This window comes from Bacillus sp. C1, assembly GCF_054570475.1.
Genome location: NZ_JBTMZT010000002.1, coordinates 729,774 through 754,409, shown reverse-complemented (window position 1 = coordinate 754,409; position 24,636 = coordinate 729,774). Strand labels below are relative to the sequence as shown.

At 35.6% G+C, this 24,636-nt stretch carries 28 protein-coding genes and 1 riboswitch; of the genes, 9 read left to right on the top strand and 19 right to left on the bottom strand.

The window, feature by feature from the left end:
* The first annotated feature begins 221 nt into the window (after positions 1-221).
* The gene (locus tag ACX5JI_RS10340) at positions 222-1,718 is read left to right on the top strand and encodes a DUF3149 domain-containing protein (protein ID WP_459500945.1); all 1,497 of its coding nucleotides are present in this window, start codon (positions 222-224) and stop codon (positions 1,716-1,718) included.
* Positions 1,719-1,747: 29 nt separating this feature from the next.
* Here ACX5JI_RS10340 and ACX5JI_RS10335 read toward each other — a convergent pair whose 3' ends face one another.
* Positions 1,748-2,029 (bottom strand): Spo0E family sporulation regulatory protein-aspartic acid phosphatase, encoded by a 282-nt coding sequence (locus tag ACX5JI_RS10335; RefSeq protein WP_459500944.1) that lies wholly within the window; start codon positions 2,027-2,029, stop codon positions 1,748-1,750.
* A gap of 448 nt (positions 2,030-2,477) precedes the next feature.
* On the opposite strand from ACX5JI_RS10335, the gene ACX5JI_RS10330 reads away from it, so the two are divergent.
* Positions 2,478-3,239, top strand: coding sequence for a divergent polysaccharide deacetylase family protein (locus tag ACX5JI_RS10330; protein WP_459500943.1), 762 nt, complete (start codon positions 2,478-2,480; stop codon positions 3,237-3,239).
* A gap of 436 nt (positions 3,240-3,675) precedes the next feature.
* Here ACX5JI_RS10330 and cbpA read toward each other — a convergent pair whose 3' ends face one another.
* From cbpA to ykzP, 3 genes are all read right to left on the bottom strand, one after another.
* Positions 3,676-4,299: a cyclic di-AMP binding protein CbpA gene (cbpA, locus tag ACX5JI_RS10325; protein ID WP_459500942.1), complete on the bottom strand. Its 624-nt coding sequence runs from the start codon at positions 4,297-4,299 to the stop codon at positions 3,676-3,678.
* A 122-nt stretch (positions 4,300-4,421) separates the two neighbouring features.
* Complete coding sequence (locus tag ACX5JI_RS10320; RefSeq protein WP_459500941.1) at positions 4,422-5,051, bottom strand: class II aldolase/adducin family protein; 630 nt, start codon at positions 5,049-5,051, stop codon at positions 4,422-4,424.
* Between the two features lie 621 nt (positions 5,052-5,672).
* Positions 5,673-5,825, bottom strand: a complete 153-nt coding sequence (gene ykzP, locus ACX5JI_RS10315; RefSeq protein WP_459500940.1) for a protein YkzP — start codon at positions 5,823-5,825, stop codon at positions 5,673-5,675.
* Between the two features lie 174 nt (positions 5,826-5,999).
* Between ykzP and ACX5JI_RS10310 the strand changes: the two genes are divergently transcribed.
* Positions 6,000-6,335: a DUF3905 domain-containing protein gene (locus ACX5JI_RS10310; RefSeq protein WP_459500939.1), complete on the top strand. Its 336-nt coding sequence runs from the start codon at positions 6,000-6,002 to the stop codon at positions 6,333-6,335.
* A 37-nt stretch (positions 6,336-6,372) separates the two neighbouring features.
* On the opposite strand, the gene ACX5JI_RS10305 is transcribed toward ACX5JI_RS10310, so the two are convergent.
* From ACX5JI_RS10305 to phaR, 5 genes are all read right to left on the bottom strand, one after another.
* On the bottom strand, positions 6,373-7,722 hold the full coding sequence (locus tag ACX5JI_RS10305; protein WP_459500938.1) for a TrkH family potassium uptake protein: 1,350 nt from the start codon (positions 7,720-7,722) through the stop codon (positions 6,373-6,375).
* A 23-nt stretch (positions 7,723-7,745) separates the two neighbouring features.
* Positions 7,746-8,939: an NAD(P)/FAD-dependent oxidoreductase gene (locus ACX5JI_RS10300; protein ID WP_459500937.1), complete on the bottom strand. Its 1,194-nt coding sequence runs from the start codon at positions 8,937-8,939 to the stop codon at positions 7,746-7,748.
* A 119-nt stretch (positions 8,940-9,058) separates the two neighbouring features.
* Positions 9,059-10,144, bottom strand: a complete 1,086-nt coding sequence (gene phaC / locus ACX5JI_RS10295; protein ID WP_459500936.1) for a class III poly(R)-hydroxyalkanoic acid synthase subunit PhaC — start codon at positions 10,142-10,144, stop codon at positions 9,059-9,061.
* An 83-nt stretch (positions 10,145-10,227) separates the two neighbouring features.
* Positions 10,228-10,971, bottom strand: coding sequence for an acetoacetyl-CoA reductase (locus ACX5JI_RS10290; RefSeq protein WP_459500935.1), 744 nt, complete (start codon positions 10,969-10,971; stop codon positions 10,228-10,230).
* Positions 10,972-11,135: 164 nt separating this feature from the next.
* Positions 11,136-11,618, bottom strand: coding sequence for a polyhydroxyalkanoic acid synthase subunit PhaR (phaR, locus tag ACX5JI_RS10285; protein ID WP_459500934.1), 483 nt, complete (start codon positions 11,616-11,618; stop codon positions 11,136-11,138).
* 198 nt (positions 11,619-11,816) lie between these two features.
* Between phaR and phaQ the strand changes: the two genes are divergently transcribed.
* The 4 genes from phaQ (at position 11,817) to ACX5JI_RS10265 (ending at position 13,753) form a co-directional block, all read left to right on the top strand.
* Positions 11,817-12,269 (top strand): poly-beta-hydroxybutyrate-responsive repressor, encoded by a 453-nt coding sequence (phaQ, locus tag ACX5JI_RS10280; protein ID WP_459500933.1) that lies wholly within the window; start codon positions 11,817-11,819, stop codon positions 12,267-12,269.
* Between the two features lie 42 nt (positions 12,270-12,311).
* On the top strand, positions 12,312-12,836 hold the full coding sequence (phaP, locus tag ACX5JI_RS10275) for a polyhydroxyalkanoic acid inclusion protein PhaP (RefSeq protein WP_459500932.1): 525 nt from the start codon (positions 12,312-12,314) through the stop codon (positions 12,834-12,836).
* A gap of 101 nt (positions 12,837-12,937) precedes the next feature.
* Positions 12,938-13,381 carry a MaoC family dehydratase gene (locus ACX5JI_RS10270; RefSeq protein WP_459500931.1) on the top strand — a complete coding sequence of 148 codons (444 nt, stop codon included), beginning with the start codon at positions 12,938-12,940 and terminating at the stop codon, positions 13,379-13,381.
* Positions 13,382-13,567: 186 nt separating this feature from the next.
* Positions 13,568-13,753 carry an alpha/beta-type small acid-soluble spore protein gene (locus ACX5JI_RS10265; RefSeq protein WP_000241213.1) on the top strand — a complete coding sequence of 62 codons (186 nt, stop codon included), beginning with the start codon at positions 13,568-13,570 and terminating at the stop codon, positions 13,751-13,753.
* A gap of 138 nt (positions 13,754-13,891) precedes the next feature.
* On the opposite strand, the gene ACX5JI_RS10260 is transcribed toward ACX5JI_RS10265, so the two are convergent.
* Positions 13,892-14,101, bottom strand: a complete 210-nt coding sequence (locus ACX5JI_RS10260; RefSeq protein WP_459500930.1) for a hypothetical protein — start codon at positions 14,099-14,101, stop codon at positions 13,892-13,894.
* A gap of 3 nt (positions 14,102-14,104) precedes the next feature.
* Positions 14,105-14,276: riboswitch (yybP-ykoY riboswitch) on the top strand.
* A gap of 75 nt (positions 14,277-14,351) precedes the next feature.
* Between ACX5JI_RS10260 and ACX5JI_RS10255 the strand changes: the two genes are divergently transcribed.
* The gene (locus ACX5JI_RS10255) at positions 14,352-15,149 is read left to right on the top strand and encodes a TerC family protein (protein ID WP_459500929.1); all 798 of its coding nucleotides are present in this window, start codon (positions 14,352-14,354) and stop codon (positions 15,147-15,149) included.
* 472 nt (positions 15,150-15,621) lie between these two features.
* Positions 15,622-16,473: a formate/nitrite transporter family protein gene (locus tag ACX5JI_RS10250; protein ID WP_459500928.1), complete on the top strand. Its 852-nt coding sequence runs from the start codon at positions 15,622-15,624 to the stop codon at positions 16,471-16,473.
* 33 nt (positions 16,474-16,506) lie between these two features.
* Here ACX5JI_RS10250 and ACX5JI_RS10245 read toward each other — a convergent pair whose 3' ends face one another.
* The 9 genes from ACX5JI_RS10245 to ACX5JI_RS10205 all read right to left on the bottom strand — a co-directional run bounded on the left by ACX5JI_RS10245 (position 16,507) and on the right by ACX5JI_RS10205 (position 24,627).
* Positions 16,507-16,818: a cyclic-phosphate processing receiver domain-containing protein gene (locus ACX5JI_RS10245; protein ID WP_459501069.1), complete on the bottom strand. Its 312-nt coding sequence runs from the start codon at positions 16,816-16,818 to the stop codon at positions 16,507-16,509.
* Positions 16,819-16,863: 45 nt separating this feature from the next.
* On the bottom strand, positions 16,864-17,586 hold the full coding sequence (locus ACX5JI_RS10240; RefSeq protein ID WP_459500927.1) for a prepilin peptidase: 723 nt from the start codon (positions 17,584-17,586) through the stop codon (positions 16,864-16,866).
* Between the two features lie 113 nt (positions 17,587-17,699).
* A complete protein-coding gene (locus tag ACX5JI_RS10235; RefSeq protein WP_459500926.1) occupies positions 17,700-18,410 on the bottom strand; it encodes a LutC/YkgG family protein in 711 nt (236 codons plus the stop codon).
* Positions 18,410-19,831, bottom strand: a complete 1,422-nt coding sequence (locus tag ACX5JI_RS10230; protein ID WP_459500925.1) for a LutB/LldF family L-lactate oxidation iron-sulfur protein — start codon at positions 19,829-19,831, stop codon at positions 18,410-18,412. The genes ACX5JI_RS10235 and ACX5JI_RS10230 overlap by 1 nt, the downstream gene beginning before the upstream one ends.
* Before the next feature lie 16 nt (positions 19,832-19,847).
* Positions 19,848-20,567, bottom strand: a complete 720-nt coding sequence (gene lutA / locus ACX5JI_RS10225) for a lactate utilization iron-sulfur protein LutA (RefSeq protein ID WP_459500924.1) — start codon at positions 20,565-20,567, stop codon at positions 19,848-19,850.
* A gap of 185 nt (positions 20,568-20,752) precedes the next feature.
* Positions 20,753-21,457, bottom strand: coding sequence for a FadR/GntR family transcriptional regulator (locus ACX5JI_RS10220; RefSeq protein ID WP_459500923.1), 705 nt, complete (start codon positions 21,455-21,457; stop codon positions 20,753-20,755).
* Positions 21,458-21,600: 143 nt separating this feature from the next.
* On the bottom strand, positions 21,601-22,986 hold the full coding sequence (locus ACX5JI_RS10215) for a sensor histidine kinase (RefSeq protein WP_459500922.1): 1,386 nt from the start codon (positions 22,984-22,986) through the stop codon (positions 21,601-21,603).
* Between the two features lies 1 nt (position 22,987).
* Positions 22,988-23,659 carry a response regulator transcription factor gene (locus ACX5JI_RS10210; RefSeq protein ID WP_459500921.1) on the bottom strand — a complete coding sequence of 224 codons (672 nt, stop codon included), beginning with the start codon at positions 23,657-23,659 and terminating at the stop codon, positions 22,988-22,990.
* Complete coding sequence (locus ACX5JI_RS10205) at positions 23,656-24,627, bottom strand: YncE family protein (protein WP_459500920.1); 972 nt, start codon at positions 24,625-24,627, stop codon at positions 23,656-23,658. Before ACX5JI_RS10205 ends, ACX5JI_RS10210 begins: the two co-directional genes overlap by 4 nt.
* Positions 24,628-24,636 lie beyond the last annotated feature (9 nt).

Here is a 24,636-nt window from a genome sequence, read left to right as displayed (position 1 = left end):
ACCCTTCATTTAAATTCATAAAAATGCGCGCCCATCTATCAAGTAAAACGTTACTGATAAAGTAAAATAGCTAGTAATAGTTTATCCTTAACCTCCGAGTGATTGCTCAATCACTTTTTAGTTCTATTCTTTCCTATATACTAATCACACATTAAATAAAAACATGACAATTTTAACATAGTTTATATATAATGATACTAAAAAAAGAAGGAGTAATCATTTTGAACGGGAAATTACGCAGCGTAACTATATATGTATTACTTGTGATATTACCCACGCTAGGAATTGGTTTGACGTTTTATTCTTATCACACGTACCAAATGAAAAAAGAAAACAAACAAGCTGCTCATACCGTTTTATTTTTATATAGAGACTACTTAGCTCATCATATTGGTCAAGCCATTTCTGCTTTAGAGATGCTTGCTATGGTCGTACATACCGAAACAGGAAATACAAACGGCATTCAGCAAATATTACAGGAAACTGATGAAAAAGAAAAACGTTTTTCCGGACTATATTACACAAATAAGGATGGCTTAATCACCGCAGCATCAGAAGGCTTGAACGAGATAATTTCTGTCGCAGATCGAAACTATATACTAGAAGCCTTTGAATCTACAAAAACAACTGTATCATCTGTCATTACAGATCGTGTTCTTGGACACCAAGCGATTATGATTGCCACACCAATCTTCACAGAAAATAAACAAACTGCCGGCTTATTATTAGCTAGTTTACGTTTTGATTATATATTTTCTACTTTAAATGCTATTAAACCGCAATATCATTTCGAAGTAACTGATCAACACGGTGTAACCTTTTTAACAGATGATAATAACGAATCGGCTGAACAACATACTAACATGCTTTCTACTCCACTACAAAATTTAAATTGGAAAATCTCTGTTTCTCCATTACCTATTGATAAGACAACCTTATACAAAACGGTTATGGTAGAGTGTATCGTGACTTTATTTTTAATGACAATTTTACTTTTACTCGTTCAATATATTTTGCTAAAACGACAAACGAAATTAGAAAGACAACAAAATGAAATACAAAAAGTTGAATTAGTTGGTGCTTTCGCAGCTAGTACAGCTCACGAAATCCGTAATCCACTGACTGGAATTAAAGGTCTCGTTACACTTTTAAAAGAGAAACACAAACAAGAACAAGACCAATTTTATTTTTCTATTATTGAACAAGAAATAGAGCGTATCAATGAGATTGTTAGCGAATTTCTTATTCTCGGTAAACCGACAGCGATTATTGAAAAAAAGTATGATGTAAGAGATATTATTAAAGAGGTAGCATTAATTGTTCAATCAGAAGCGAATTTGCATAATATTACATTTACCTTGCAGTTACCAGACCATCCTGTTCATATCCGTTGTTCAAAAGATCATATGAAACAAGTGGTTTTAAATATTACAAAAAATGCAATTGAAGCTATGTCATCTGGTGACATATTAACGATTCAAATAACCAGTAATAACAAGCACGCACAATTACACATTATCGACACTGGAAAAGGTATTCCAAAGCATATTCAAAAACACCTCTTTCATCCGTTCTTTACCAATAAAGATACCGGAACAGGTCTTGGCCTTGTCATATGCAAACGAATTCTAGAAATGTATGATGGACAAATTATGATTGATAGCGAGGAAAATAAAGGATCCACTGTCCATATAAAGCTTCCATTAGATTTAACATAATTATCCTTCTCTACGGAGGGTAATTATGTTTATTTCATAAATGCAGTTACAAACATTTTCCAAAAAGCACTTGATTTCCCTTCATATTCTATTTGAAAAAAAGGTATCTTTATAAATGCTGACCATCTTGATGTTTGTTGCTCTTTATAGCGTTGATACTGTAAAATCAGCCTGTCCAATTCTTGACTCACTTGAATGGTTTCCTTACTATTTAATCCGTTTGTTAAACCTAAATGAATCATTTCTTCACGTTTCATATGAATATCACGCGAAAGTTTTTCCATTGTGTACTTCCGTTTTGCTGTAAACATCCATATCCCCCTCATCATTCTTCCATACTCTCTACTTTATTTTTACTCCATACGCACAAATGCATATTGTATCTGTATTTGAATCCTCAGAAATTCTAACATTTTCTCCCTGTAATTTACAAATCTTTATCCTCACTTTGAGAATTATTACAAATTATTCTATCTTTGTAAATACATTCGCAATAATAGACATTTTTTTCATGTTATTTTTTATAAACAGCAGATAAACTCTACTTTTTAATTTTTATTTTATGTATCCCTTCGACATTTTTCTCGTTTAATTTATATAAAAAAAGCAAATCATAATTATGATTTGCGTTTCCATCTGCCTAACAAAAGCAGCAATTTTATTTGATTAGAAAAAGTAAAACTCTAATGAACAGGGATTTCCCCACTGATTAAAGTTTCACTATATAACAAATCACTCAACGAGAAAGGAACTTCTTATATGCGTAAACACATCATCATTTTTTTCATTTCATTATCTGCTGTCATTTTCCCTCTTCAAACGTATGCTCATACAAATAAGATTGCTATTGTCATCGATGACTTTGGAAATAATATGAAAGGAACAGAAAGAATGCTATCCCTTCCCATACCACTTACTATAGCGGTCATGCCCTTCCTTCCCTCTACAAAACAAGATGCAGTAGCTGCACACCAGAAAGGACATGAAGTTATTATTCATATGCCAATGGAACCGATTAAAGGAAAGAAAGAATGGCTTGGTCCGAAAGCCATTACAACTGATTTAAGTAATCGTGAAATTGAAAATCGGATTGAACAAGCAATCCGTGAAGTGCCACATGCAATTGGAATGAACAATCATATGGGTTCCAAAGTAACAGCTGATGAACGAATTATGCGAATTATACTATCCGTATGTAAAAAACACGGCCTATTTTACTTAGATAGTAAAACGAATCCAAAGAGCGTAGTACAAAAAATCGGTCAAGAATTAGACGTTCCCATTGTGGAAAATCAATTATTCTTCGATGATGTTTATACGTCATCTCACATTACAAAGCAAGCACAATTACTTTTACAAAAAATCCAAGAGAAACCTGTGGTAGTTGCAATTGGGCATGTCGGTCCTCCTGGAGAGATTACTTCTCGCGTTATTGAATCCTCTATTCCAAAAGTACGTGAACACGCAGACTTTATTTTCTTATCGGATCTTGTCCTCTCACCACCACCTGTTTCCAATTGAATTCTCCCACCTTCACTTTGTTTAGAGGGATAAAATGATAAAAATAGAGAGCAGCTATATGCTGCTCTCTATTTTTCATACTGTTTCCTAAATCTTATATATATCCATTTTGATTTTTCGACACATAACCCGCTGCTAGGAAGAACAAAAAGTGAACTACACTCATTTTCTCTCTTTGTTTTCACTTGGCATGGGGCAGGAAGATGGGCTGACCACTTCTATACATGGCCGGATCCTCTCTCCCACCTAAAAATAATGGTTTTATGTCATTTTTTCAAAATTATGGTTATGAAGAACAAACAGAGACCTTCACTCATTTTCTCCTTCTGTTTTCACTTGGCATGGGGCTAAAAAAGGCACTGACTGCTTCTATACATGGCCGGGTCCTCTCATCCATCTGAAAAGAATGGTTTTATGTTCGTTTTTTCATTTGGATTTATATATAATCTACATGACTCACGCGAAATCCTTTTTTCTCTATTTTTCCAATTAACGTTTCTAATTCTTTTTCACTTAAGTTATCTGCAATATTTACAATAACACGACGCATATAGCGATCCCCATTGTCCAATGTAAATAATCCACCAATATGATAAGACTTAAGTAGCGTTCCCAATTCCTTAATCGTTCCCTTACAATCTTGCGTCGCAATTGTTATTATATATCCACCTGTTTGCATCCCAAATGAATCTTCAATAACATCAAATATATTAGAATGTGTTAAAATGCCAACAAATTCATTATATTCATTCAATACAGCTAAAAAAGGAAGACGCCTAATTACATAAAAAGCTTGAAAAAAAGAATCCTTTTCAAAAATAAATGCAGATTTATTTTTCACAATATCTTCCACACATACATCATCTAACCCTTCATTACATTTACATTCTAAAATATCTACTTTATAAATAATCCCTTTAAATGTTTTTTCATCTTCTGCAAGTACAGGAATCGCCCTATATCCCTGCTCATTCATAATTTGTAACGCCTGTGCCCCCGAATCATTATCTTTACAAAATATAACCTGTTGTTTCGGCAGAAAATGATATTTAACTCGCAAAATACGTTCCTCCTCACATGACGACATGTAATCTATATATAATAAGGAGACCCATATTTTATGAGTGAAACGACTTTTAAAACGCTTTCATTTCATTAGTTTTCTTGTAACAATTCGCTCTTTTATATAACTGAACTCTTAGTTCCTTTAATCATCAATAATTTCACATGATAATTCATTAAATACTCTAACCCTTCTAGCCATTTTTTCGTCTCTTCTGGTGATTTTCCCCATACAATCATTCCATAATTATGGACAAGTACAGCACCGCCCCCCTCTATAAAATTAGGAACATGATTCTCTAATAAATCAGCAAACTTCTTTTCGTTTTCTACAATTGGAATCGTAATCTCTGTAATTCCTTCTTTTCCAAAAACACGTTCTACAGTACGTTTTTCAAATGTAACTTCTTCTTCTGTTTCATATAACTCTGATATTAAATGACTATCTACAGTTTGAACCTGCAAAATACACTCTGCATTACCTTTTTTATAAATATCCGCATGCATAAAAGATTCAACTGCTGGTTTTTCATCATTTGCAAATACAGGCTCACACATACTATTTACTACAATAAAATCCTCTTCTGCAAATAATCCTTTGTCTTTCCCTTCAATATTGACTAGAAATGTTAATGGTTCTTGTGATGTTCGCATAGATAAACTAATTTTTGTACCATAAAACCAATCCCGAAGAGCTAATTCCATTTTTACATCTCTCAACTCTTTCCACTTCTTTAAAAAAAACAACATTTCGTCACCTCCGTAAAAATATCCCGATAATGGTTCAGCCATTTTTATGTAAAGGAATTATTTTTTGATTATTCCAAAAATTTAATTGAATTATCACATGGGAAACACATTTTGTCAATACGATTTCTCCATTCCACTTGAAATTTAGGCATAGATTTCACGAAAAAAAGCTCTTTCACAGAGCCTTTTTGTTTACCATTTGCAGCATCGTACTCTTTTCTCGTTCTGTAATAATGCCAAGTTTTTGTAATATATTTGTATACAATATAAGTTTATTATATAAACGTTCTGACACCTCTTCCCCTTCTTTCCTTCAGCCAACTTTTTTTCTATTGATAGATTATATGAAGAAAACCAAAAAATGTGTCCATTTTTTTTGCACTGACGCAAAACTTTCATATCGTACTTCCCTCATTAGCACGCTAGAACTATAGACCTTGTAAACGCCATAGTAAGAAGCTTACATCTAACTTATCCCGCTATTTGCGAGCAGTAAGACTCTCACCTCATTCAACAAACGCAAAGAAGTTAGGTGGGAGTATGGCTGCCCGTAAAAGCTCAATTCGTACGGGCTAATAATTAGTGGGGGATGAAAAATCCCCCACTAATTAAAGTTTCATTTTATTTTTGCTTACTGTTTTTTGAATTACGATTTGCATATTTCGCTGGATTTTCATTTTCATACTCTACTGCAAATTCTGCATCTGGCAGACTTTCTTTTGGGGTTTTATTATGATTCATTGCTGCATGTTGTTTTACTTTTCGTTTTACCATCCGGTAGTACCTTCTTTCATTAATAATAGCCTATCACTTGCTAGGTTAGTTTGAGAAAATCCCCAAAAATTATTGATGGGAAGTGTTAACAAGTACAAAGAAACGATATTTGGAAACACTATACATGAACGAGGAATTTACCTTTCCTACTATAGTAAAGAAGGAACGATTACTTTGAAGAAAAAAAAGCAAATTCATTCACCTATTTTAGATGAAACACTTCCTCATCAAATTAATTTCCCTTCCTTCAAAGGAACAGGAAAACAAATGCAGCAACCATTTATTAATCAATACGGTGTTGTAATCGGAGATAGTAAATATAATTCTAAAAATAGCCCACTTAACAATTGGAGCGATGAAATCGATCCAGCCATAATGGCTGGTAAGGAGTGGATTCATCCTACAAACGATATCGGATGGATTTCAGAAGAAAATCAAGAGTTGTTACAGAACAAACCAGACAGAACAGAAGATCCATTTATGCACCCTCAATTTGGTATTAACGATTAAAAAACCATTCTACCTTCATCGGTAGAATGGTTTCATGTTATCCAATAATAATTCTCTCTTTCGGATATTTATAGCGCGGCGGTTGTTCCCTTCCACCACTGGCTAAAATAAATGTTAAAATACCGACACGACCAATAAACATAAGCACAATTAATACAAGCTTTCCGATGGTTGTTAAATCAGCAGTAATACCTGTTGATAATCCAGTTGTTCCAAATGCAGAACATACCTCAACAATTAAGCTCATAAATGGTACAGTTTCAGTCATTGATAAAATAAATAACGCTGACATACATAATAAAAATCCCATCATCATCACAACCGATGCTTTTAAAATATCCTCTTCATGCAATTGGCGTTTAAAAACACGTACCGTTCTATTCCCCTTTGCAAACGCGTATAAAGAAAGAATATTAACAGCAAATGTCGTTGTACGAATTCCTCCTCCAACTGAACTTGGGGAAGCACCAATAAACATTAAAACGCTCATAAATAAAAGTGTTGACTGTGACAAGTCCCGTATATCCATCGTCGCCAATCCGCCACTTCTCGTTGTAACGGATTGAAACAGTGTATAAAATACCGTTTCATGCCAGGATTTCCCCATTAAAAATTGATTTCGCTCCAATAAAAAAATAACGATTGTTCCAACAATAACAAGGGAGAAAAATGTTGTTGTTGTCAATTTTGTAAATAATGAAAAACGAAACAATTGATGTTTTTCCTTACTCAAATACTGCTTTACTTCCATTAGCACAGGAAATCCAATGGCGCCTAAAATAATAAGAAGCATATGAATGATTTGTACAATATAGTCTTTTTGGTACGGGATAAGCGATTGTCCTGTTAAATCAAATCCGCCGTTCGTTGTTGCACTAACAGCGGCAAAAAAACCGTGGAAATACGCTTCTTGCCAAGTTGGGAAATACAGTAAAAACCTTGTTCCTAAGAGAAGGGCACCAACCACTTCTATCGAAATAATCAAAATTAAAATAGATCGCATAAGTTCAACAAGCCCTGATAAATTCCCTTGGTTATGGTCTGCCATAATTAATCGTCTTCGCTGCAAACCTATTTTCTTGCCTGTTATCATCCAAACAAATGTACCAAGTGCCATAATTCCTAAGCCACCTAATTGTAATATAAGGGCTAAGATAATAACACCTGCTGTACTAAATGTATCTGGAATAGAAACTACAGAAAGCCCCGTAACACTTACAGCGCTAACGGATGTAAATAACGCATCTATAAAAGTCCACTTTACACCTGGCTTAATGACAAATGGTAAACTTAATAAAATGACCGAAACAATTACTGCTATCAAATAAAATAAAACAATAAGCTGTACCGGTCGTAACTTTTGTAAAAATTTCTTTATATCTCTCATTCCATCACTTCGCTACCTTTTTTCTATCGATTAAATAAAGAAAAATCATCATTTTCTTTATTTGTAAATAACTGCTGAAATAGTTTTGCAAATACCATTCCATATACGGTTCCATTTCCTCCGTATGGTAATGCATAATACAAATTAGAAGTTTTACTATCTTCTTTCAATATAGGAAGGCCATCATGACTTCCACCAAATGCACCAGCCCAATAATATTCAGCTTTTACATTTGAAAGATTTGGAAACATTTCTTGTATAATGTTAATAAGCAAATCTCGTTTATGCAATAACTTCGTATCACCTAATTTTTGAATTGGTATTGCTTCATCCAAGCCACCTACAATAATACGATTCTTATATGTACGAAAATATAAATACGGCCGAGCAGTTTCCCAAATTAATGATTGATCGTGCCATCCATTAAAATGTTCTTGCTCACTTGTAACGATAGCATAAGAAGTTTCTACTGTTGTATTTGCTGCTTTTTTCCCACATACTTTTTCATATCCTGTCGCCATAATCACTGCTTTTGCAATAATTTTTTCACCTGTTTTTGTATAGGCAAGTAAATCTTTTTGAACAGGCTTAATATGCAGGACCTCTGTATTTTCAAAAATAGAAGCCCCTAGTTGATTTGCTTTATGTATAAGACTATGAGCTAACAAATACGGATTCACTTCTGCATCCCTATTTGTATATAGTGCTGCCGATTTTGTAAATGAATAACGCTTTTTAATGTCAGATTCCGTAAAATACGCAACCGGAAATCCGTAACGTTGTAATGTACGATACTCTTCTTGGAGAAATGAAATATCTTCATTTCGACTTGCGTAATACAGACTACTTCTCGGAATAAAACAAGGATCTATATCTAACATTGGCACAACCTGTTCTAATGTGCGCAGCGCCTCATAGCAAAGCTGATAAGCTCGTACCCCTTTTACTTCCCCAAATGTATGAATCAAAGAAGTTAATGATTTATCATGAGAAACTTGGAGTATTCCTGTACTTGCAAGCGTACTCCCATTTACAATTTTCCCTTTATCAATCAATATAACCTTCATGCCTAATAACGTTAAAAAATATACAATGTGAGCACCTGTTTCACCGCCACCTACGATCAATACATCACATATCATATCATTTTCTAGTTGTGGATAACAAGGCATGCAAGCTTCTTCATTCCAGAATAACTTCCCTAATGTTAATTTCATAACTCTACTCCTAAAATTTAATGTCCCCCCTTTTATTTCTTTGCTATTTTACATAAAAAAATCCAGTCAGCATAAGCTACCTGGATTTTTCATTTTATTCCTACTATCAATGCTTCACTTCAATTAGAACGTTCCTCAAGCCAGTTTCCAACTGTCGGATATGTTTGTTTTACAGCTGTTCCACCGTATACAATTGACATATGTCCTGTCGGCAAGCATACATACTGTTTATCTATACTAGAAATATGATCAAGCAGCGCCTCTACTTGACATGGCAATGCGATATGATCACGTTTAGCAGAAATATTTAAAACATTCGCCTTAATATTTTCAAGTTTTACTTTTTGTCCTCGAATGATGAGCTCACCTTTAACTAATTTATTATTTTGATAAAAATCGCGAATCCATTGTCGGTATGATTCACCTGGGAATGGGATACCATCTCCAACCCACTTTTGAACGAGCTTCCAGCTTTCTACGAAGCGCTCATTTTCTGAACGATCAAGTAAAGCCACATACGGACCAACAAAGTTTGTAATCGGTTTTAACATTTTATTTCCAAAATCAATCATTTCTGGCGGAATATTTCCGAATGTATCTACCGCTTTATCTAAGTTAAAGTACTTTTCATCTAATAATGGACCATATAATCCTGTTTCAGAAAAATCAAATGGGCTTGTCATAAAAATCAAGTTTCGAATCGGCATATGTGGATGAAGCGCCGCATAAATAGATGTTAGTGTACCACCCATACAATAACCAAGTAAGGAAATCTCGTCCGATTTTGCAGTTCTCATTACCTTTTTTACTGCTTTTGCAATGTAGTCAAACACAAAATCATCAAATTTCAAATGACTATCTTCTAACCCAAATGTACCCCAATCAAGCATATACACATCAAAACCACGATCTACTAAATATTCTACCAGGCTATTTCCTGGTGTTAAATCCATAATATATGGTTTATTAATTAACGCATAAATTAATAAAATAGGAACCCCATGTGTTTTTTCTTGCTTCGGAATGTAACGATACAGCTTCGTTTTATTTTTCGTCCAAATGACCTCTTTTGGAGTTAAACCAACTTGTGGCTCTGGTTCACGCAGTAAAACTTCACTTGCTCTTTTAAAACGACGATATGCTTTTCGATATTCTTCTGGATATAGTTCTAATTGCTTTTCCCATTCTGTTACGAATGTAGTCATTTTCCTATCTCCTTTTTGATAGATTTCCTTCTTCAAGAAAGAAGTGCACTCCTGCTATGGATATGCACTTTCTCCGTCCTTCATTACATATATAATCCGCCGTTAATATTTAACTGTTGACCAGTGATATACGCTCCATCACGGCACAAGTATATAACACCTTTTGCAATTTCATCAGCTTGTCCAAAACGTTTCTTCGGAATCTTAGAAACGATTTTTTGACGAACGTCTTCTGGTACTTCTGCCACCATTTCCGTATCAATAAATCCTGGGCAAATCGCATTCACTGTGACATTTGTTTTCGCAAGCTCTAGCGCTAATGATTTTGTAAATCCTAACATACCAGCTTTTGCTGCTGAATAGTTTGTTTGACCAAATCCACCAGCCTGTCCAATAATAGAAGAAATACTAATGATTCTTCCCTCTTCAGATTCTGTTATGTAAGGAAGTGCTGCACTTGTTGTATTAAATACACTACTTAAGTTCACATCAATTACGCGTTCCCAATCTTCACGGTTTAATTTTTTGAACGTACGATCTCTTGTAATCCCAGCATTATTTACGAGAATATCTACTTTACCAAAATGATTCACAGCTTCATCTACAAGACGTTTCGCATCTTCTAGCTTAGAAACATCTGCCTGAACTGCATATACATCATGACCTTTTGCCCCTAATTCATTCACTAGATTTTCCGCCGCTTCTTTACTGCTATTGTAGTTAATAACGACCTTTGCTCCCTCTATTGCTAATGCTACTGTAATCGCTTTTCCAATCCCTTTCGCTCCACCTGTTACGATTGCTACTTTACCATTTAATTGAGTCATTTCTTTTCCTCCTTTAACATATTTGTGAACGATAATGAATCAAATTGGCACTTATATAACACCTATATAAAGAAGCCCCATATATAATATTTTCCGCCATTATACTGCCTCAAAAAAGGATTCTCCCTTTCCTTTTTGAAACATGTAAATAAGACGCCTATTTATCACTTTTTATTTTCTGGTTTCACTGGTGCTTTTGCTACTTCCTTCGCAGGTTCTTGCAATTTTGCCAATGCTTCATTTTGTTTTTCAAGCAATTCTAAAATTTTATCTACTTTATTTTCCAATGTTTGAATATCCTGTTTCACTTTTGTTACATCACGTTTTAACGTAGGAGATTGTCCTAGAGATGCTGCTTTTTCTTCCAAAAATTCCTCGATGTTATCAACCTTATTTTCTAAATTAATAACAAGCGTAGCTACTCTTGCGATATCTTCTTGGGTTGGAATGTTCACTTTTTCTAAATATCCCTTTGTTGCATCGTTTAACATCTTCTGATAAAACAAATTTAAATCTAGAACGCTTCCCATCCAAGCAGAATACTCTTCTGTTTTGATTGATTCATTAAGCGCTTTTCCCCAAAATGTTTCAGTCTGGTCATAAACGTCTTTCCATGCTTGTAGTGGATCGAATTTTTGATCAATCACTTCTCCTACACTCCTTTATTCGTTTTTGAAACAATTCAACCTATTCACTATTTTCTAATATTCTGAATAAAACTTCAAGTATGTATTTTATTTTTTTCTATATTCAAACAAATGTATTGACATAAAAAACAGATAGGTGTAAATTGCACTTATAAGCAAAAAATTCCATCTAACTGATTCATGAGGTGATGTACAATCATGCTACATAATGAACCAGAACAACAAGAAAGTTTGGAAAAGAACCAAGCAAAACAGCCAAACTCCATGCCAAAAAACTTCTTAGTTCCCTTCTTACTTCTCTGTCTAAAAGACTGGAGTCTTCATGGTTACAAACTGATTCAAATGCTAATGGACATCGGCTTCTCTTCTGTTGACCAAGGTAATGTCTACAGAACATTGCGCAAGTTAGAAAAAGAAAATCTTATTTCTTCTACTTGGGATACAAGTGACGGAGGGCCAGCAAAGCGAATTTATTCTTTAACAGAATATGGGGAGCAATATTTAGCAACATGCGCGACTTCTTTTGAACATTATCAAAATATGCTACGAACATTCTTCACGTTATACACCAATGCATTCTTTCCATTTTCTACTTCTCCAGAAAAGGATGAAAAAAAATCTTCATCTTCACCTGGTGGTACAGCAGAATAATCTGCGTTCACAATATGCAAAAAAATATTTGGAGGTCAAACCATGGAAACTAAACCTTACGAACTGGTCGATGCATTTTGGAAAAATTGGTCACATTCTCTTTCCCTTTTCTCTTCAGCAGGGAAACAATTTGAGCAGCTTACTTTAGAAACGTTGAAACAACAGCAGGATGCTTTGCATAAATTAACATCAGGGGTAGATGAACTTGAAAAAGAACTACAACAATTCACTACTCAATTTAATAACCAATATACAGAATATGTGAAACAATTTACAGGAAACTCTTTAAACGAACAAATTAATGACTGGCAAGAAAAGTGGAACGAACTTTCTAATCATATGCATCAACTTACTGTTTCTCCATCAAAAACATCTTTGTCAATTCTTACTCAAACGAGCAGCCAATTTGAAGAAACAACGAAACAATTCATTGAACAACAACAGCTTCAACGTGATGAGGTTCAAAAACAACTAGAGGGTTTTTTGGAAGAATTCAAATCTACACAACTGGAACTAGTAAAAAAGTTCGAGGAAAACTCAAAAAATCTATTTACTTCCATCAAGTAAGGAAAATGTGGAAGCTTACCGCAGAACAAACTAAACTCTTTCTTCCGCCCATTACATCAAGATGGCTTACATTTTTCGATATGGAAAAGAAGGAGGAAAAAATGAATCCATTTCAAGAAGCGCAATCTGTTCCAGAGCTTCATTATGATGAGATTCAAGTTGGCGATCAAGCATCATTAACGACAACGATTACGAATGAAGACATTATCAATTTTGCAAAATTGACCGGGGATGTAAATCCTATTCATATTTTAGACTCTTTTGCAAAAACGACGATGTTTAAAGAACGAATTGCACACGGTATGCTTGTTTCAGGATTTATTTCTACCGTTCTCGGAACAAAATTGCCTGGGAAAAATACAATTTATTTATCACAAAACGTATCATTTCGTGCACCTGTAAAAATTGGTGATACACTGCGGGTAGTTGCTGAAGTTATAAAAAAACGTGATGATAAAAAAATTATTACATTACAAACAAATGTATATAATCAATTGAATGATATCGTTGTCGAAGGTACAGCGACAATAATGAAAAAAGAGTAGCAAAATCGCTACTCTTTTTTCGTATCCAATAACTTCTAATCTCACCGATTACTTCCGTGTATGCCCAAACACATAACACATACACTAATGATACCAGTTTATACAGTGGGCTTATATCAGCAACGCAGCCCTTTTCTGCTGATTAACAACAAATAAACTGGAATATAGATTTAGGATGTGTTATTGATGGTAAAAACGAATAAATTACTTGTTCCTGGTGCTGAGCAAGCGTTAGAACAATTTAAATATGAAATTGCTCAAGAGTTTGGTGTAAGTTTAGGTTCTAATACAGCTTCTCGTTCTAACGGATCTGTCGGTGGCGAAGTAACAAAACGTCTTGTTTCCTTAGCTCAACAACAGTTACGTGGATAATTTTATAAATAATGGATTGAAGTGGGCAGATATATTCTGCCCACTTCCCTTTTTGACATACTATAAAGAACATGCCGAAAGAAAAAATATGAATCAGTACTAAAATGGAGTCACCCCGTGTACTTACATAATCTTTTATTATCCTAGCCATTGCACATATTTGTTAAAACTTCCTATCACTACTACAACTTTAATTTCTTGAATAGATGCTTTTTTCACAACTATTTCTACCATTACAATTACAGGACTCGTTGTTGTTGACACTGGATAAGCATTTACCTTATTTGGCCAATTTTCCATTTTACTAGGTTGACAAACTTTCACATCACCCATATAATGAAAATACAATAACATATCTCCAAAGGGGAGTAGCGTCCAAGAATATATTCTTGGAAACAAAGTCGTCATTACGTAGAACTTAGTTCTTCCGGCTTTGTTGGCATTTTCATTACATATGTCTAGCAAGACCTTTGCCTATCAACGGCAGAGGTCTTTTTTGCATTCTTTTCCACCGTCGATAGGCAGGAGTATGGGGAAACTAAACAGTGGGGAATTTCTTCACTTGTTTAAGATTTATACAAATGAGAGGAGAATGTACATGGATGTATCATTATTATTGGAGTATGGTTGGGTGTTACTTATTTTAATTGCGCTAGAAGGAATTTTAGCAGCAGATAACGCACTAGTCCTTGCTATTATGGTAAAACATTTGCCAGAAGAAAAACGAAAAAAAGCATTATTTTACGGTTTAGCAGGAGCGTTCGTGTTCCGCTTTGGATCGTTGTTTATTATTTCTTTTTTAGTCGACGTATGGCAAGTGCAAGCAATAGGTGCGATTTACTTAATGTTTATCGCTGGTAACCATTTATTCAAAACATACGTTAAAAAGAATCAACATGAGGAAACGGAAGAGAACGAGACGAAGAAAAAACAAGAAAACTTTTGGTGGACAGTATTTAAAGTTGAAGTTGCTGACATTGCCTTTGCTGTTGATTCTATTTTAGCTGCAGTTGCATTAGCGATGACTTTGCCAAAAACAGGTCTTGGTACAATTGGTAGCCTTGATACAGGACAATTCCTTGTTATTTTTGCAGGCGGTCTAATCGGATTAGTTATTATGCGATTTGCTGCATCTGCTTTCGTACAATTATTGAAACGCAAACCTGGCTTAGAAACAGCTGCATTCTTAATCGTTGGTTGGGTTGGTGTTAAATTAGCTGTTTACACTTTAGCACATCCAGCTTTAGGCGTTATCCCACACTCTTTCCCAGAATCCGCTCCATGGAAAATTGGATTTTGGATTGTATTAATCGGAATTGCTGCTGGCGGTTGGTTTTTCTCAAAAGATACGAATATGCAAACAACACAAAAGAATTTGGACGAAAAAGCGCTGTAACAACAGCGCTTTTTTTCAGGCCATGGAAAAAAAGAAGTGCTGGAAAAAGATAAAAAGAAACATATTGAGATGACGAGGTTGGTTCATATAAATTGGTGAATGAAATTTCACCCCGCATTAACGGGCAGTAAGATCCCACCTCAAGATTCAGAGAAATGCGAAGAAGATAGGTGGGAGTCGGGCTACCCCTAAATGCCCGATTGGTGAGGGCTGATAATATATCGACCGTTTCTCACAATATATCAGCGATTCGACAAAGGATATCGACTAACCAACAAAAAACGACAAAAACACGCCCCCCTCTATTTTTACAAAAATATGGTATTATACTACTGTTTGTTAACGCTTTCATTTGGATTGTATGTCCTTTTTGTGAAACATTGCACAAACTTATTGAAAGGAAGAGTAAATACGTGTACTTTAATCATATAAAGGGTACTTACAGACGATGTACTAAAGGAGCGTATTACTTATGCTAGAACAAGGATTGGTTTACGTTGTACAACTTGCACAAAAAAAGAAACAAATGTTGGATACAAATCCGATGCAATACTTCATTCGTGCAGCACTAGCTGGCGTCTATATTGGATTTGTTATTGTACTATGTTTTAAATTAGGGAATTTCTTTAACGTTGCAAATTCACCTGCAACCTATTTAACAACTTCTATGTTTTTTGGCATTGCACTTATATTAATTTTATATGGCGGAGCTGAGTTATTTACAGGAAATACAATGTATTTTACAGTTGCAACTTTGCGAAAAGAAACAACAATTGGCGATACACTTCGAAATTGGCTTGCTTGTTATACCGGAAACTTAGCAGGTGCCGTATTTTTTGCATTATTGTTTTATGCCACTGGTATTTTCGAATCAATCAACCATGGTCATTTAATCAACACAGTCATTAGCGTAAAAATGGGAACACCGACAATGCAATTATTTTTTAAAGCGATCTTATGTAACTGGCTTGTCTGCCTTGCATGTTTCCTTCCTTCTCAAGTAAAAGGAGATACAGCAAAAATACTAGTAATAATGTTTCTTGTCTTTACTTTCTTCTTATCTGGTTATGAACATAGCATCGCCAACTTATCATTATTCGCCTTAGCTTTACTATCACCACATCCTGATACAATTTCTTTCGCTGGTGCTATCCATAACTTAATTCCCGTTACAATCGGTAACATTGTTGGTGGATCTGTATTCGTTGGTATGGTATATCATTATTTAACTCTAAAAAATCCAGCATCTAAAATGGCAGAAGACAACCTAGAAACTGTTCAACAAGAAGAAATTATTCCTTTACAAGCACATATAAAACATTAAGAAAAAAGTTCCAATGATTTCATTGGAACTTTTTTAACTTCCCGTGCACTTCACTTGTATATGTGTGGAAATATCTCCTGCTTCTTTCCCTTTATTTATTCGCTCTAGCATGTACTGCATACCAATTGAATCATTTGTATGCAAATGAATTTCCTGTACATGAAGGCCTTCCTTACAAAAAACTTCTAAAAAATCAAAACCATTTTTCTGACGCCACCCCATATTATAGTCAAGAGATAGAATACTCACATCATAGTCTCTAACCATTTTCAAAGCCCATTCTACCGTTGTTACTAAAACATAACCGACCGGACTCGTTCTTTGATCATCCATATATACGTTCAGTTTCCCCTTCTCCCTTCTCTTGTTATTTGCAGGGAAAGTACCCCCTTACCCTAAATATAGCATCGCCAAATAACATACTGTTCCAAATGCAATAAACGGTCCAAATGGTAAAGCTTGTTTTCGATTCATTCGCCTTAATAAAATCGCAATTCCAACAAAACAAAGTCCCATGCTAGAAGCAACAAACAACGCAATAACAATTGCCTTAACTCCTATTAGAAATCCAAGTAAAGAAAGTAATTTCACATCTCCGCCTCCAAGTCCGTTCGGAAAAATGCGTTGAACGAGATATAGTACAATCCATATCGTTCCTCCGCCAATCAAACTATCCCACCAAGGGGCAGGTAAAATAAATATACGTTCTATTACAAATAAACAAGCAAAACAGACTAAAATTCTATCTGGTATTACCATATAAAACAAATCTGTCATTGTAATAATAATGAGCAAAGAAAGTAACGTCCATATAAAAACAAGTTCTTTTTCCATTCCAATCACACATGCAAAAAAAAGAAATGCCCCCCCTGTTATTACTTCAAAAAGTGTATACGTAACAGGTATTTTCATTTTACAATGAACGCAGCGCCCTCTTTGCAAACAAAACGAAATAATTGGGATAAGTTCTTTTGGCCCTAAAGTAAGGCGGCAATGGTGACAATAAGAACGAGGCGTAATAATGGATTGTCCACTCGGTATACGCACTGCTACAACTGTATAAAAAGAACCTAGCACTGCTCCTATTAAAAAGGCATATAAATAAAATGTCATACCATCCTCTCCTTTCCCTAAGAAATATAACAAAAAGAGTGCGGTACTTCCATTTTGTATTATCTTTGTTCTAATAAAAAAGCAGGCCATTTCTTGGCCTGCTTTTCTCCGTTTTACACTACAAAATAATATGCTTTTAATGGTCCGTGTACACCTACAACAAGATTCATTTCAATATCAGCGGAGTTACTTGGACCTGTAATGAAATTGATACAAGATGCTACCGTATTTCCATTCTCTACACGCATATTCATATCCTGAACCGCTTGTGTAATACGCGGCACGATTGTTTCACGTGGAATGATTGCAAAATAAATTGTAGGCAAGAAATGTAAAGAACGCCCTTGGCCTTTATGACTTTGTACGACAATTGTACCGGATTCTGCTAATGTGTAATCACTAAAGGCAATGCCGATATTTGCTTTCTCAGCTAAACGAATATTTTCTTCTTTTTTCTCTGGATCCCACGTGTTCACTTCGACATTTTGGTCTGGAAGCTCTCTCGAAAACAACGAATGTAAGCCGTATGCATGAAAGCGAGCATCCTCTGATAATAAAATAGGTCCGCCGCCATTTTCAGCAATTACTTTTTGAACGACTGCACTTAGTTCATCCTTTGTCGTTTCAATTACAGTCGTATGAATATTCGAGCATTGTTTCCTGAATACTTCTAACAATTCTTCCTCTGAATAATCTTTCAACGTTTTTACGTTCACATTATTTTTCCAAGCTGGACGCTTTACGCCTTCTGTTTTACGAGCACGCCCAAGTTCTTTCGCAATGTTATCTAAAAAGGACTCACGGTTTTGAATTACCCCTGTCATCACTTGTCTCCGCCTTTCTTATGATCTTTATACCAATCACGGAATCTTTCCTTACTTGGCGCTGGGAACTCACGAATATCCGTCCAGTTTTTAAGGGGTCCTACTCCTTTTGATACACGATTACCAGACGTAAACGGACTCATCGCTGCCGGAGCCATTTTCGATCCCATTTTGTATAAAGCGGCTGAAGATGCACCCATACTAAACATTTTCATGGCTAGTTTCTCTGCAAGTGGTGCACGTCCTTCTTTTTCTACAATAACTTGACGATGCTTCAATAGTAGATCATGTAATGGAATTTTTACTGGGCAAGCTTCTGTACAGGCTCCGCATAAACTAGATGCATATGGAAGCTCCTTATAATCATCATACCCACCTAAAAGTGGTGTTAATACCGCACCAATTGGACCCGAATAAATGGATCCATAAGAGTGACCACCAACATGACGATATACAGGACATACGTTTACACAAGCTGCACAACGAATGCATTGTAAGACTTGACGGAATTCAGAACCTAAAATTTCAGAACGTCCATTATCTACAACAACTAAATGGAATTCCTCTGGTCCATCTACTTCTTCTTCTTGAATTGGTCCAGCTACCGTTACATAACTTGTTAATTTTTGCCCAACCGCACTGCGGCAAAGTAATCCAACAAGAACATCTAGTTCTTCCATAGTTGGCACCATACGTTCCATACCCATTACCGCAATTTGTGTTTTCGGAATCGACATAACAAGGTCGGCATTCCCTTCATTTGTTACTAAGCAAAGTGAACCTGTATTTGCTACTGCGAAGTTACATCCCGTTACCCCAATTTCAGCATCCATAAATTTCTCACGAAGTTGCTTACGAACAAATTTTGTCATTTCATATGGGTCGTCAGAATTTTCATATCCAAGTTTTTCTTTAAACACATCGCGAATTTGCGTTCTGTTTTTATGAAGTGCAGGTGCGATAATGTGAGATGGTGGATCATTATCCACTTGCAAGATGTACTCACCTAGGTCACTCTCTAACACTTCACATCCAATTTCCTCAAGTGCATGGTTCATACTAATTTCTTCCGTTACCATCGACTTTGATTTTACAACTTTTTTCGCGTTTTTCTTTTTCGCTACTTCTTGAATGTACTGTGCAGCTTCTTCTTTCGTTTTCGCAAAGAAAACATGTCCGCCTCTTTTTGATACATTTTCACTTAACTGCATTAAATAGTAATCTAAATTTTCAAGCGTATGCTGACGAATTTGTTCACCAAGTTCACGCCACTCTTCCCAGTTTCCTAATTCATCGGCTGCTTTTAATCGATTTGTATGTAAACGCGTTTGCGCAGAAGACACTGCGCCACGCATAAATGAATCTTGAATTCCATCACCAACACGATCATTAAATTTTTTCTCACTGATTTTCATAGACATAGCTTATGTTCCCCCTTCATGAGCGACTGTTCAATACCTCAGCAATGTGCATTACTTTTACTTCTTTACCTAAGCGCTCAATACGTCCGCCAATGTTTAACAAACACCCACAGTCAGCACCAATTAAATAATCAGCACCCGTTTCCATTACACTATCCACTTTTTCATCTACCATTTGCTCAGAGATTGGTGTCATTTTAACTGAAAACGTTCCCCCAAAACCACAGCAATTTTGTACGTTTGGTAATTTTTTTACAGTTAATCCTTTTACATTTGATAATAAAATCCCTGGTGCTTCCTTCACTCCAAGCATACGTGTCATATGGCACGATTTATGAATAGTTGCTGTTCCTTCTAAGCTTGCTCCCACATCCGTAACTTGTAACACATCTACAATAAACTGTGTTAGTTCATACGTTTTATTTGCTACTCTTTGTGCGCGGGGTCCCCATTTTGGATCATCTTTAAAAACGTGTGGATACTCATGAAACATTGTCGCACAAGAACCCGATGGCGTAACGATGTATTCTGCATCTTCGAAAGTTTCAATCATATGTTTCATCGCTTCTTTCGCTGCTTCTACATGACCGCTATTATAAGCAGGTTGACCACAACAAACTTGAGCTTCTGGAAATTCAATTTCACAACCTAAACGCTCCAACACTTCAACCGTTGCTTTACCGACATTTGTTTCAAACATATCGACTAAGCAAGTAACAAACAAAGTAACTTTCATAATTATAATTCCCCCTCATTACAACTTCGCTAACATTCATATGGTCATCAGATGACTAGAGAAGAAGAAGCAAGGCATGCCAACTCTGCCTATCTCTTCCCTTTTCTCGAGAAAACGCTTACTCAATCTTCCTCTATTTTATCAGAAAAATGAATTTTTTAAAGACTACATCACGAATTTATATCTTATTTACCTATGACAATATGTTCTACATTCGTTAAATGATCCAGCATTGCTTGCTGTGCAGATTCCACATCTTGCTTCAATACCGCATTATAAATAGCTTGGTGCTCTTCTAAAAGTCGTTCTGCTGTTGTTTGTTCACCATATAAAATAATGCGTCTTGACTCTCCAATCGCTTCAGCAATCATTTCTGAAACATGATTCATAAGTTCAAGTAAAATATTATTATGCGAAGACTCTGCAATTCCCATATGGAACTTAAAGTCCGCTTTTTCACCAGCGCTTTCATTACCTCTACTTTTTTCCATTTCATTTAACCAATGCTTCATATTTCTCAAATTATCTTCTGTGCGTTTTACTGCTGCAGCTCGAACCGCCCCCACTTCAAGCACCTTCCGCACTTCCAATAAATTCAAAATATCTTCCTTCTTCAGTAACAACACATTATTTAATGGCTTTGTTAATGAAGAAGAATCGAAGTTCTTTACATATGTTCCTTCACCTTGTTTCATTTCAATTAACCCCATCGCTCGTAAGGCACTAAGTGCTTCACGAACTGCAGATCTACCAACTTGAAACTGCTCGGCTAATTGATGAACAGGAAGAAGTTTGTCACCAGGTTTTAACGTACCATTTTTAATCATTGTTAAAATAGCTTCCGATACCTCTTCGTAAATTTTTTTTGGTTTAATCGATTTGTATTCCATTTAAATCACCTCAGTATCATCCAAACAACACTTCAAACGCTTTATAAGAACGTAGCACCCAATAACCATTTTAGAACGAATTAGTAAGAAGTACAAATATTTTATTCATAAAAACGCCAAAGTTTTGTTATATATAGAAGGAATTAATAATTATGTATCTGTAATTGTATACTAACCCTTGTTCCCTTTCCTTTTTCACTTTCCACTCGCCATTCCCCGCCGTGGATATGTACAATTTGTTTGACGATGGCAAGACCTAAACCAGTTCCACCATACCTGCGACTTCGCGCTTTATCTACCCGATAGAAACGTTCACCAAGCTGCTCTAAATGCTCAGCATCAATACCGATTCCCGTATCCCGTATGTTCAATTCACACAGTTTATCTTTTTTCTTCAATTGTACAGCAATATTCCCCCCTTGATTTGTATAACGAATCGCATTGTCCATTAAGTTATGAAGCACTTGTTGCATGCGGTCTTCATCAACCATAACAATAATATCCGGATCCAGGTCCTTTAAAATATGCAGCTGTTTTTCGGTACAATTCAATTCATACGTTTCTAATACGTCTTCAATAAGCTGCGCAAATACAATCGGTTGTTTTTTTAAAGGAAAATGCTCTCCTTCAAGTTGTGCCAAATCCAACAAATCATGAACAAGCCGTTGCATACGGCCGGCTTCTTTATGAATGAGCTGTGTAAATTTTGATTGTTGCTGCCCCTTTGCAACGCCATCTAAAATCGCTTCACTATAGCCCTTAATATAACTGAGCGGCGTCCTTAGTTCATGAGAAACGTTCGCTAAAAACTCTTTACGCTTTGCATCTTCCATTTCCAATGAATTTGCCATTTTATTAAATGCTTTTCCTAAACGTCCAATTTCATCTTCTGACGAAATGGTAATACGCTCAGAAAAATCACCTTTCGCCATATGATTCGCAACTCGTTCCATTTGGGAAAGAGGTTTTGTAATCGCAATAATAATTTTTCTACCAATCCATATTGTAAGTAAAATCATAACGAAAGCTAATGGAGCTAAAATAAGTCCCATATCGTAGATTAAATCTTTAATGCTCTTTAATGGAATATATGAGTACACAATCCCAACTAACTTTTTCTCTTCTAAAACCGGAATGACGACTCCCATAATATGACGTCCGAAATGCTCTTCATATCCAACCTTCGTAACGGTCTTCCCGTCTAACAAAGTTTGTCTATCACTCTCACTAATAATAGACTGATGATGTACATCAAAAGGTAAACAAGCACTTAAATCACGCGGATTACTTATAAAAAGTATGTTCGCAGTTGAGATGCGGTCAAACGCTTGCACTTTCTCCTCGAACGCTAAACTCTCACCCTTTTTATATTGGGATACGAGCTGCTTCCCTTCTACTACTAATGAATCTTCAATATTTTGCACATATAACTTTTCATACGAGTATAAGGAAACAAAATAAAGAAATGAAACTGTTACACATACTGCGCACACTACTGTAAGCCAAAGTTTTTGTACCATTGTAAACATGTTACACCTCAAATTTATAACCTACACCCCAAACCGTTTGAATGTAGTTTCCACTTTCTCCAAGTTTTAAACGCATCGTTTTCACATGTGTATCTACCGTTCTCGTACTTCCGGCGTAATCATAGCCCCATACTTTCTCAAGTAATTGCTCACGACTAAATACTTGTCCATTATGTCCACAAAGAAAATACAGTAAATCAAACTCTTTTACAGTGAGAGAAACAGGCTCCCCTTCTATTTCGATCCGCCGGCTTTTTTCATTAATTACGATTGGACCAAATTGAAGCTCTTCTTGTTGTTCACGTTTTGTATAACGTCTTAACACAGCTTCCATACGTGCAATAAGCTCCCCTGGACTAAACGGCTTTACAATATAATCGTCCGCTCCAATTCGTAAACCATTGACACGATTCCATTCTTCACCTTTTGCGGTTAAAAAAATAATCGGTACATCTGATGTTTTTCTGATTTCTTTACAGACTGATATACCATCCATCTCTGGCATCATAATATCTAAAATAACAAAATCGTAATGCTCTGTATTAAGCATATGAAGGGCGTCTCTTCCATTTTCCGCTTCTCCCCATTCATATCCAAAATTATCTAAATACATGCCAACAAGCTGTCTCATATCACTTTCATCATCTACAAGTAACACTTTATGTTTATTCATGTCTCTTTCCCTTCTCGCAGCGCTAGTTGAAATGGACCCTTGCCAACTGCGATTGTTTGTTTCACTTTCATTTTCTGCATATCAATTACATACACTTCATTACTATCATAGCTAGCTACATAGCCTTCTTTTCCATTTTTTAAAAAAGAAAATGGATTCGATCCTACCTCAAGCGATCCTACTTCTTGATATGTTTGCGCATCAAATTTTCTTAATGTATTTGATCCATGACTTAATGCATACACGAACTTTTCATCTCCCGTAAGACTGACTGGCATAAATGGTGCATGTAAAGAACGAACCATCGATCCATCTTGCAGAGAATAGACCAATACTTTCTCATTCACTTGGTTGCCATCTCCATGTCCGCCAATCCAGATTTCCTTTCCTTCAGCGCTAACCACGGCCCCAGTTGATGCTGGTGGTACCATAAAGGAGTGCATAACTTGCTTTTTCTCTAAATCAATTGTAGATAGCTGTGTATCATAAAAATTTAGTACATGTAATTGTGCACCATGCTGCATCAATGTGAGAGGCCCTTTTCCTACTGACACACTCCCCGTTTCTTTTCCCTTTATCGTAAAGAATCGGACTTTCTGTTCATTTTGATCGGCCATGAATAATTGTTTTCCATCGTTTGCTACAATGGCATTCGTAATTCCTTTTCCCGTATTCCACTTATTCACTTGCTTTCCTTTTGTTAATGAATATACATATGCATATTCTAACTGCTTACCATATACGAGCATGTCTTCTCCATTTGGCAGTAGTACGATTCCTGTAATAGGTTCTTTTAATTCCCATGTCGTAAAGGTCTTCTTCGACTTCTCATCAATAAAACTAATACTACCTTCTTTCATATTTGTCGTTATGACCATACTTTTATTTTTAGCAATCGGTGTATATGAATTCCCCTGACATCCTGCTAATAGAAACAAAAAACATAGCAGAAACAAGTATCTCTTCAAAAGATTCCC

What these genes read in the sequence shown, in the direction of transcription:
- ACX5JI_RS10335 (WP_459500944.1), bottom strand. Translation starts at nt 2,029, where the DNA reads ATGTTTACAGCAAAACGGAAGTACACAATGGAAAAACTTTCGCGTGAT.
- ACX5JI_RS10330 (WP_459500943.1), top strand. Translation starts at nt 2,478, where the DNA reads ATGCGTAAACACATCATCATTTTTTTCATTTCATTATCTGCTGTCATT.
- ACX5JI_RS10320 (WP_459500941.1), bottom strand. Translation starts at nt 5,051, where the DNA reads ATGTTGTTTTTTTTAAAGAAGTGGAAAGAGTTGAGAGATGTAAAAATG.
- ykzP (WP_459500940.1), bottom strand. Translation starts at nt 5,825, where the DNA reads ATGGTAAAACGAAAAGTAAAACAACATGCAGCAATGAATCATAATAAA.
- ACX5JI_RS10305 (WP_459500938.1), bottom strand. Translation starts at nt 7,722, where the DNA reads ATGAGAGATATAAAGAAATTTTTACAAAAGTTACGACCGGTACAGCTT.
- ACX5JI_RS10300 (WP_459500937.1), bottom strand. Translation starts at nt 8,939, where the DNA reads ATGAAATTAACATTAGGGAAGTTATTCTGGAATGAAGAAGCTTGCATG.
- phaC (WP_459500936.1), bottom strand. Translation starts at nt 10,144, where the DNA reads ATGACTACATTCGTAACAGAATGGGAAAAGCAATTAGAACTATATCCA.
- ACX5JI_RS10290 (WP_459500935.1), bottom strand. Translation starts at nt 10,971, where the DNA reads ATGACTCAATTAAATGGTAAAGTAGCAATCGTAACAGGTGGAGCGAAA.
- phaQ (WP_459500933.1), top strand. Translation starts at nt 11,817, where the DNA reads ATGCTACATAATGAACCAGAACAACAAGAAAGTTTGGAAAAGAACCAA.
- phaP (WP_459500932.1), top strand. Translation starts at nt 12,312, where the DNA reads ATGGAAACTAAACCTTACGAACTGGTCGATGCATTTTGGAAAAATTGG.
- ACX5JI_RS10270 (WP_459500931.1), top strand. Translation starts at nt 12,938, where the DNA reads ATGAATCCATTTCAAGAAGCGCAATCTGTTCCAGAGCTTCATTATGAT.
- ACX5JI_RS10265 (WP_000241213.1), top strand. Translation starts at nt 13,568, where the DNA reads ATGGTAAAAACGAATAAATTACTTGTTCCTGGTGCTGAGCAAGCGTTA.
- ACX5JI_RS10255 (WP_459500929.1), top strand. Translation starts at nt 14,352, where the DNA reads ATGGATGTATCATTATTATTGGAGTATGGTTGGGTGTTACTTATTTTA.
- ACX5JI_RS10250 (WP_459500928.1), top strand. Translation starts at nt 15,622, where the DNA reads ATGCTAGAACAAGGATTGGTTTACGTTGTACAACTTGCACAAAAAAAG.
- ACX5JI_RS10240 (WP_459500927.1), bottom strand. Translation starts at nt 17,586, where the DNA reads ATGACATTTTATTTATATGCCTTTTTAATAGGAGCAGTGCTAGGTTCT.
- ACX5JI_RS10235 (WP_459500926.1), bottom strand. Translation starts at nt 18,410, where the DNA reads ATGACAGGGGTAATTCAAAACCGTGAGTCCTTTTTAGATAACATTGCG.
- ACX5JI_RS10230 (WP_459500925.1), bottom strand. Translation starts at nt 19,831, where the DNA reads ATGTCTATGAAAATCAGTGAGAAAAAATTTAATGATCGTGTTGGTGAT.
- lutA (WP_459500924.1), bottom strand. Translation starts at nt 20,567, where the DNA reads ATGAAAGTTACTTTGTTTGTTACTTGCTTAGTCGATATGTTTGAAACA.
- ACX5JI_RS10220 (WP_459500923.1), bottom strand. Translation starts at nt 21,457, where the DNA reads ATGGAATACAAATCGATTAAACCAAAAAAAATTTACGAAGAGGTATCG.
- ACX5JI_RS10215 (WP_459500922.1), bottom strand. Translation starts at nt 22,986, where the DNA reads ATGTTTACAATGGTACAAAAACTTTGGCTTACAGTAGTGTGCGCAGTA.
- ACX5JI_RS10210 (WP_459500921.1), bottom strand. Translation starts at nt 23,659, where the DNA reads ATGAATAAACATAAAGTGTTACTTGTAGATGATGAAAGTGATATGAGA.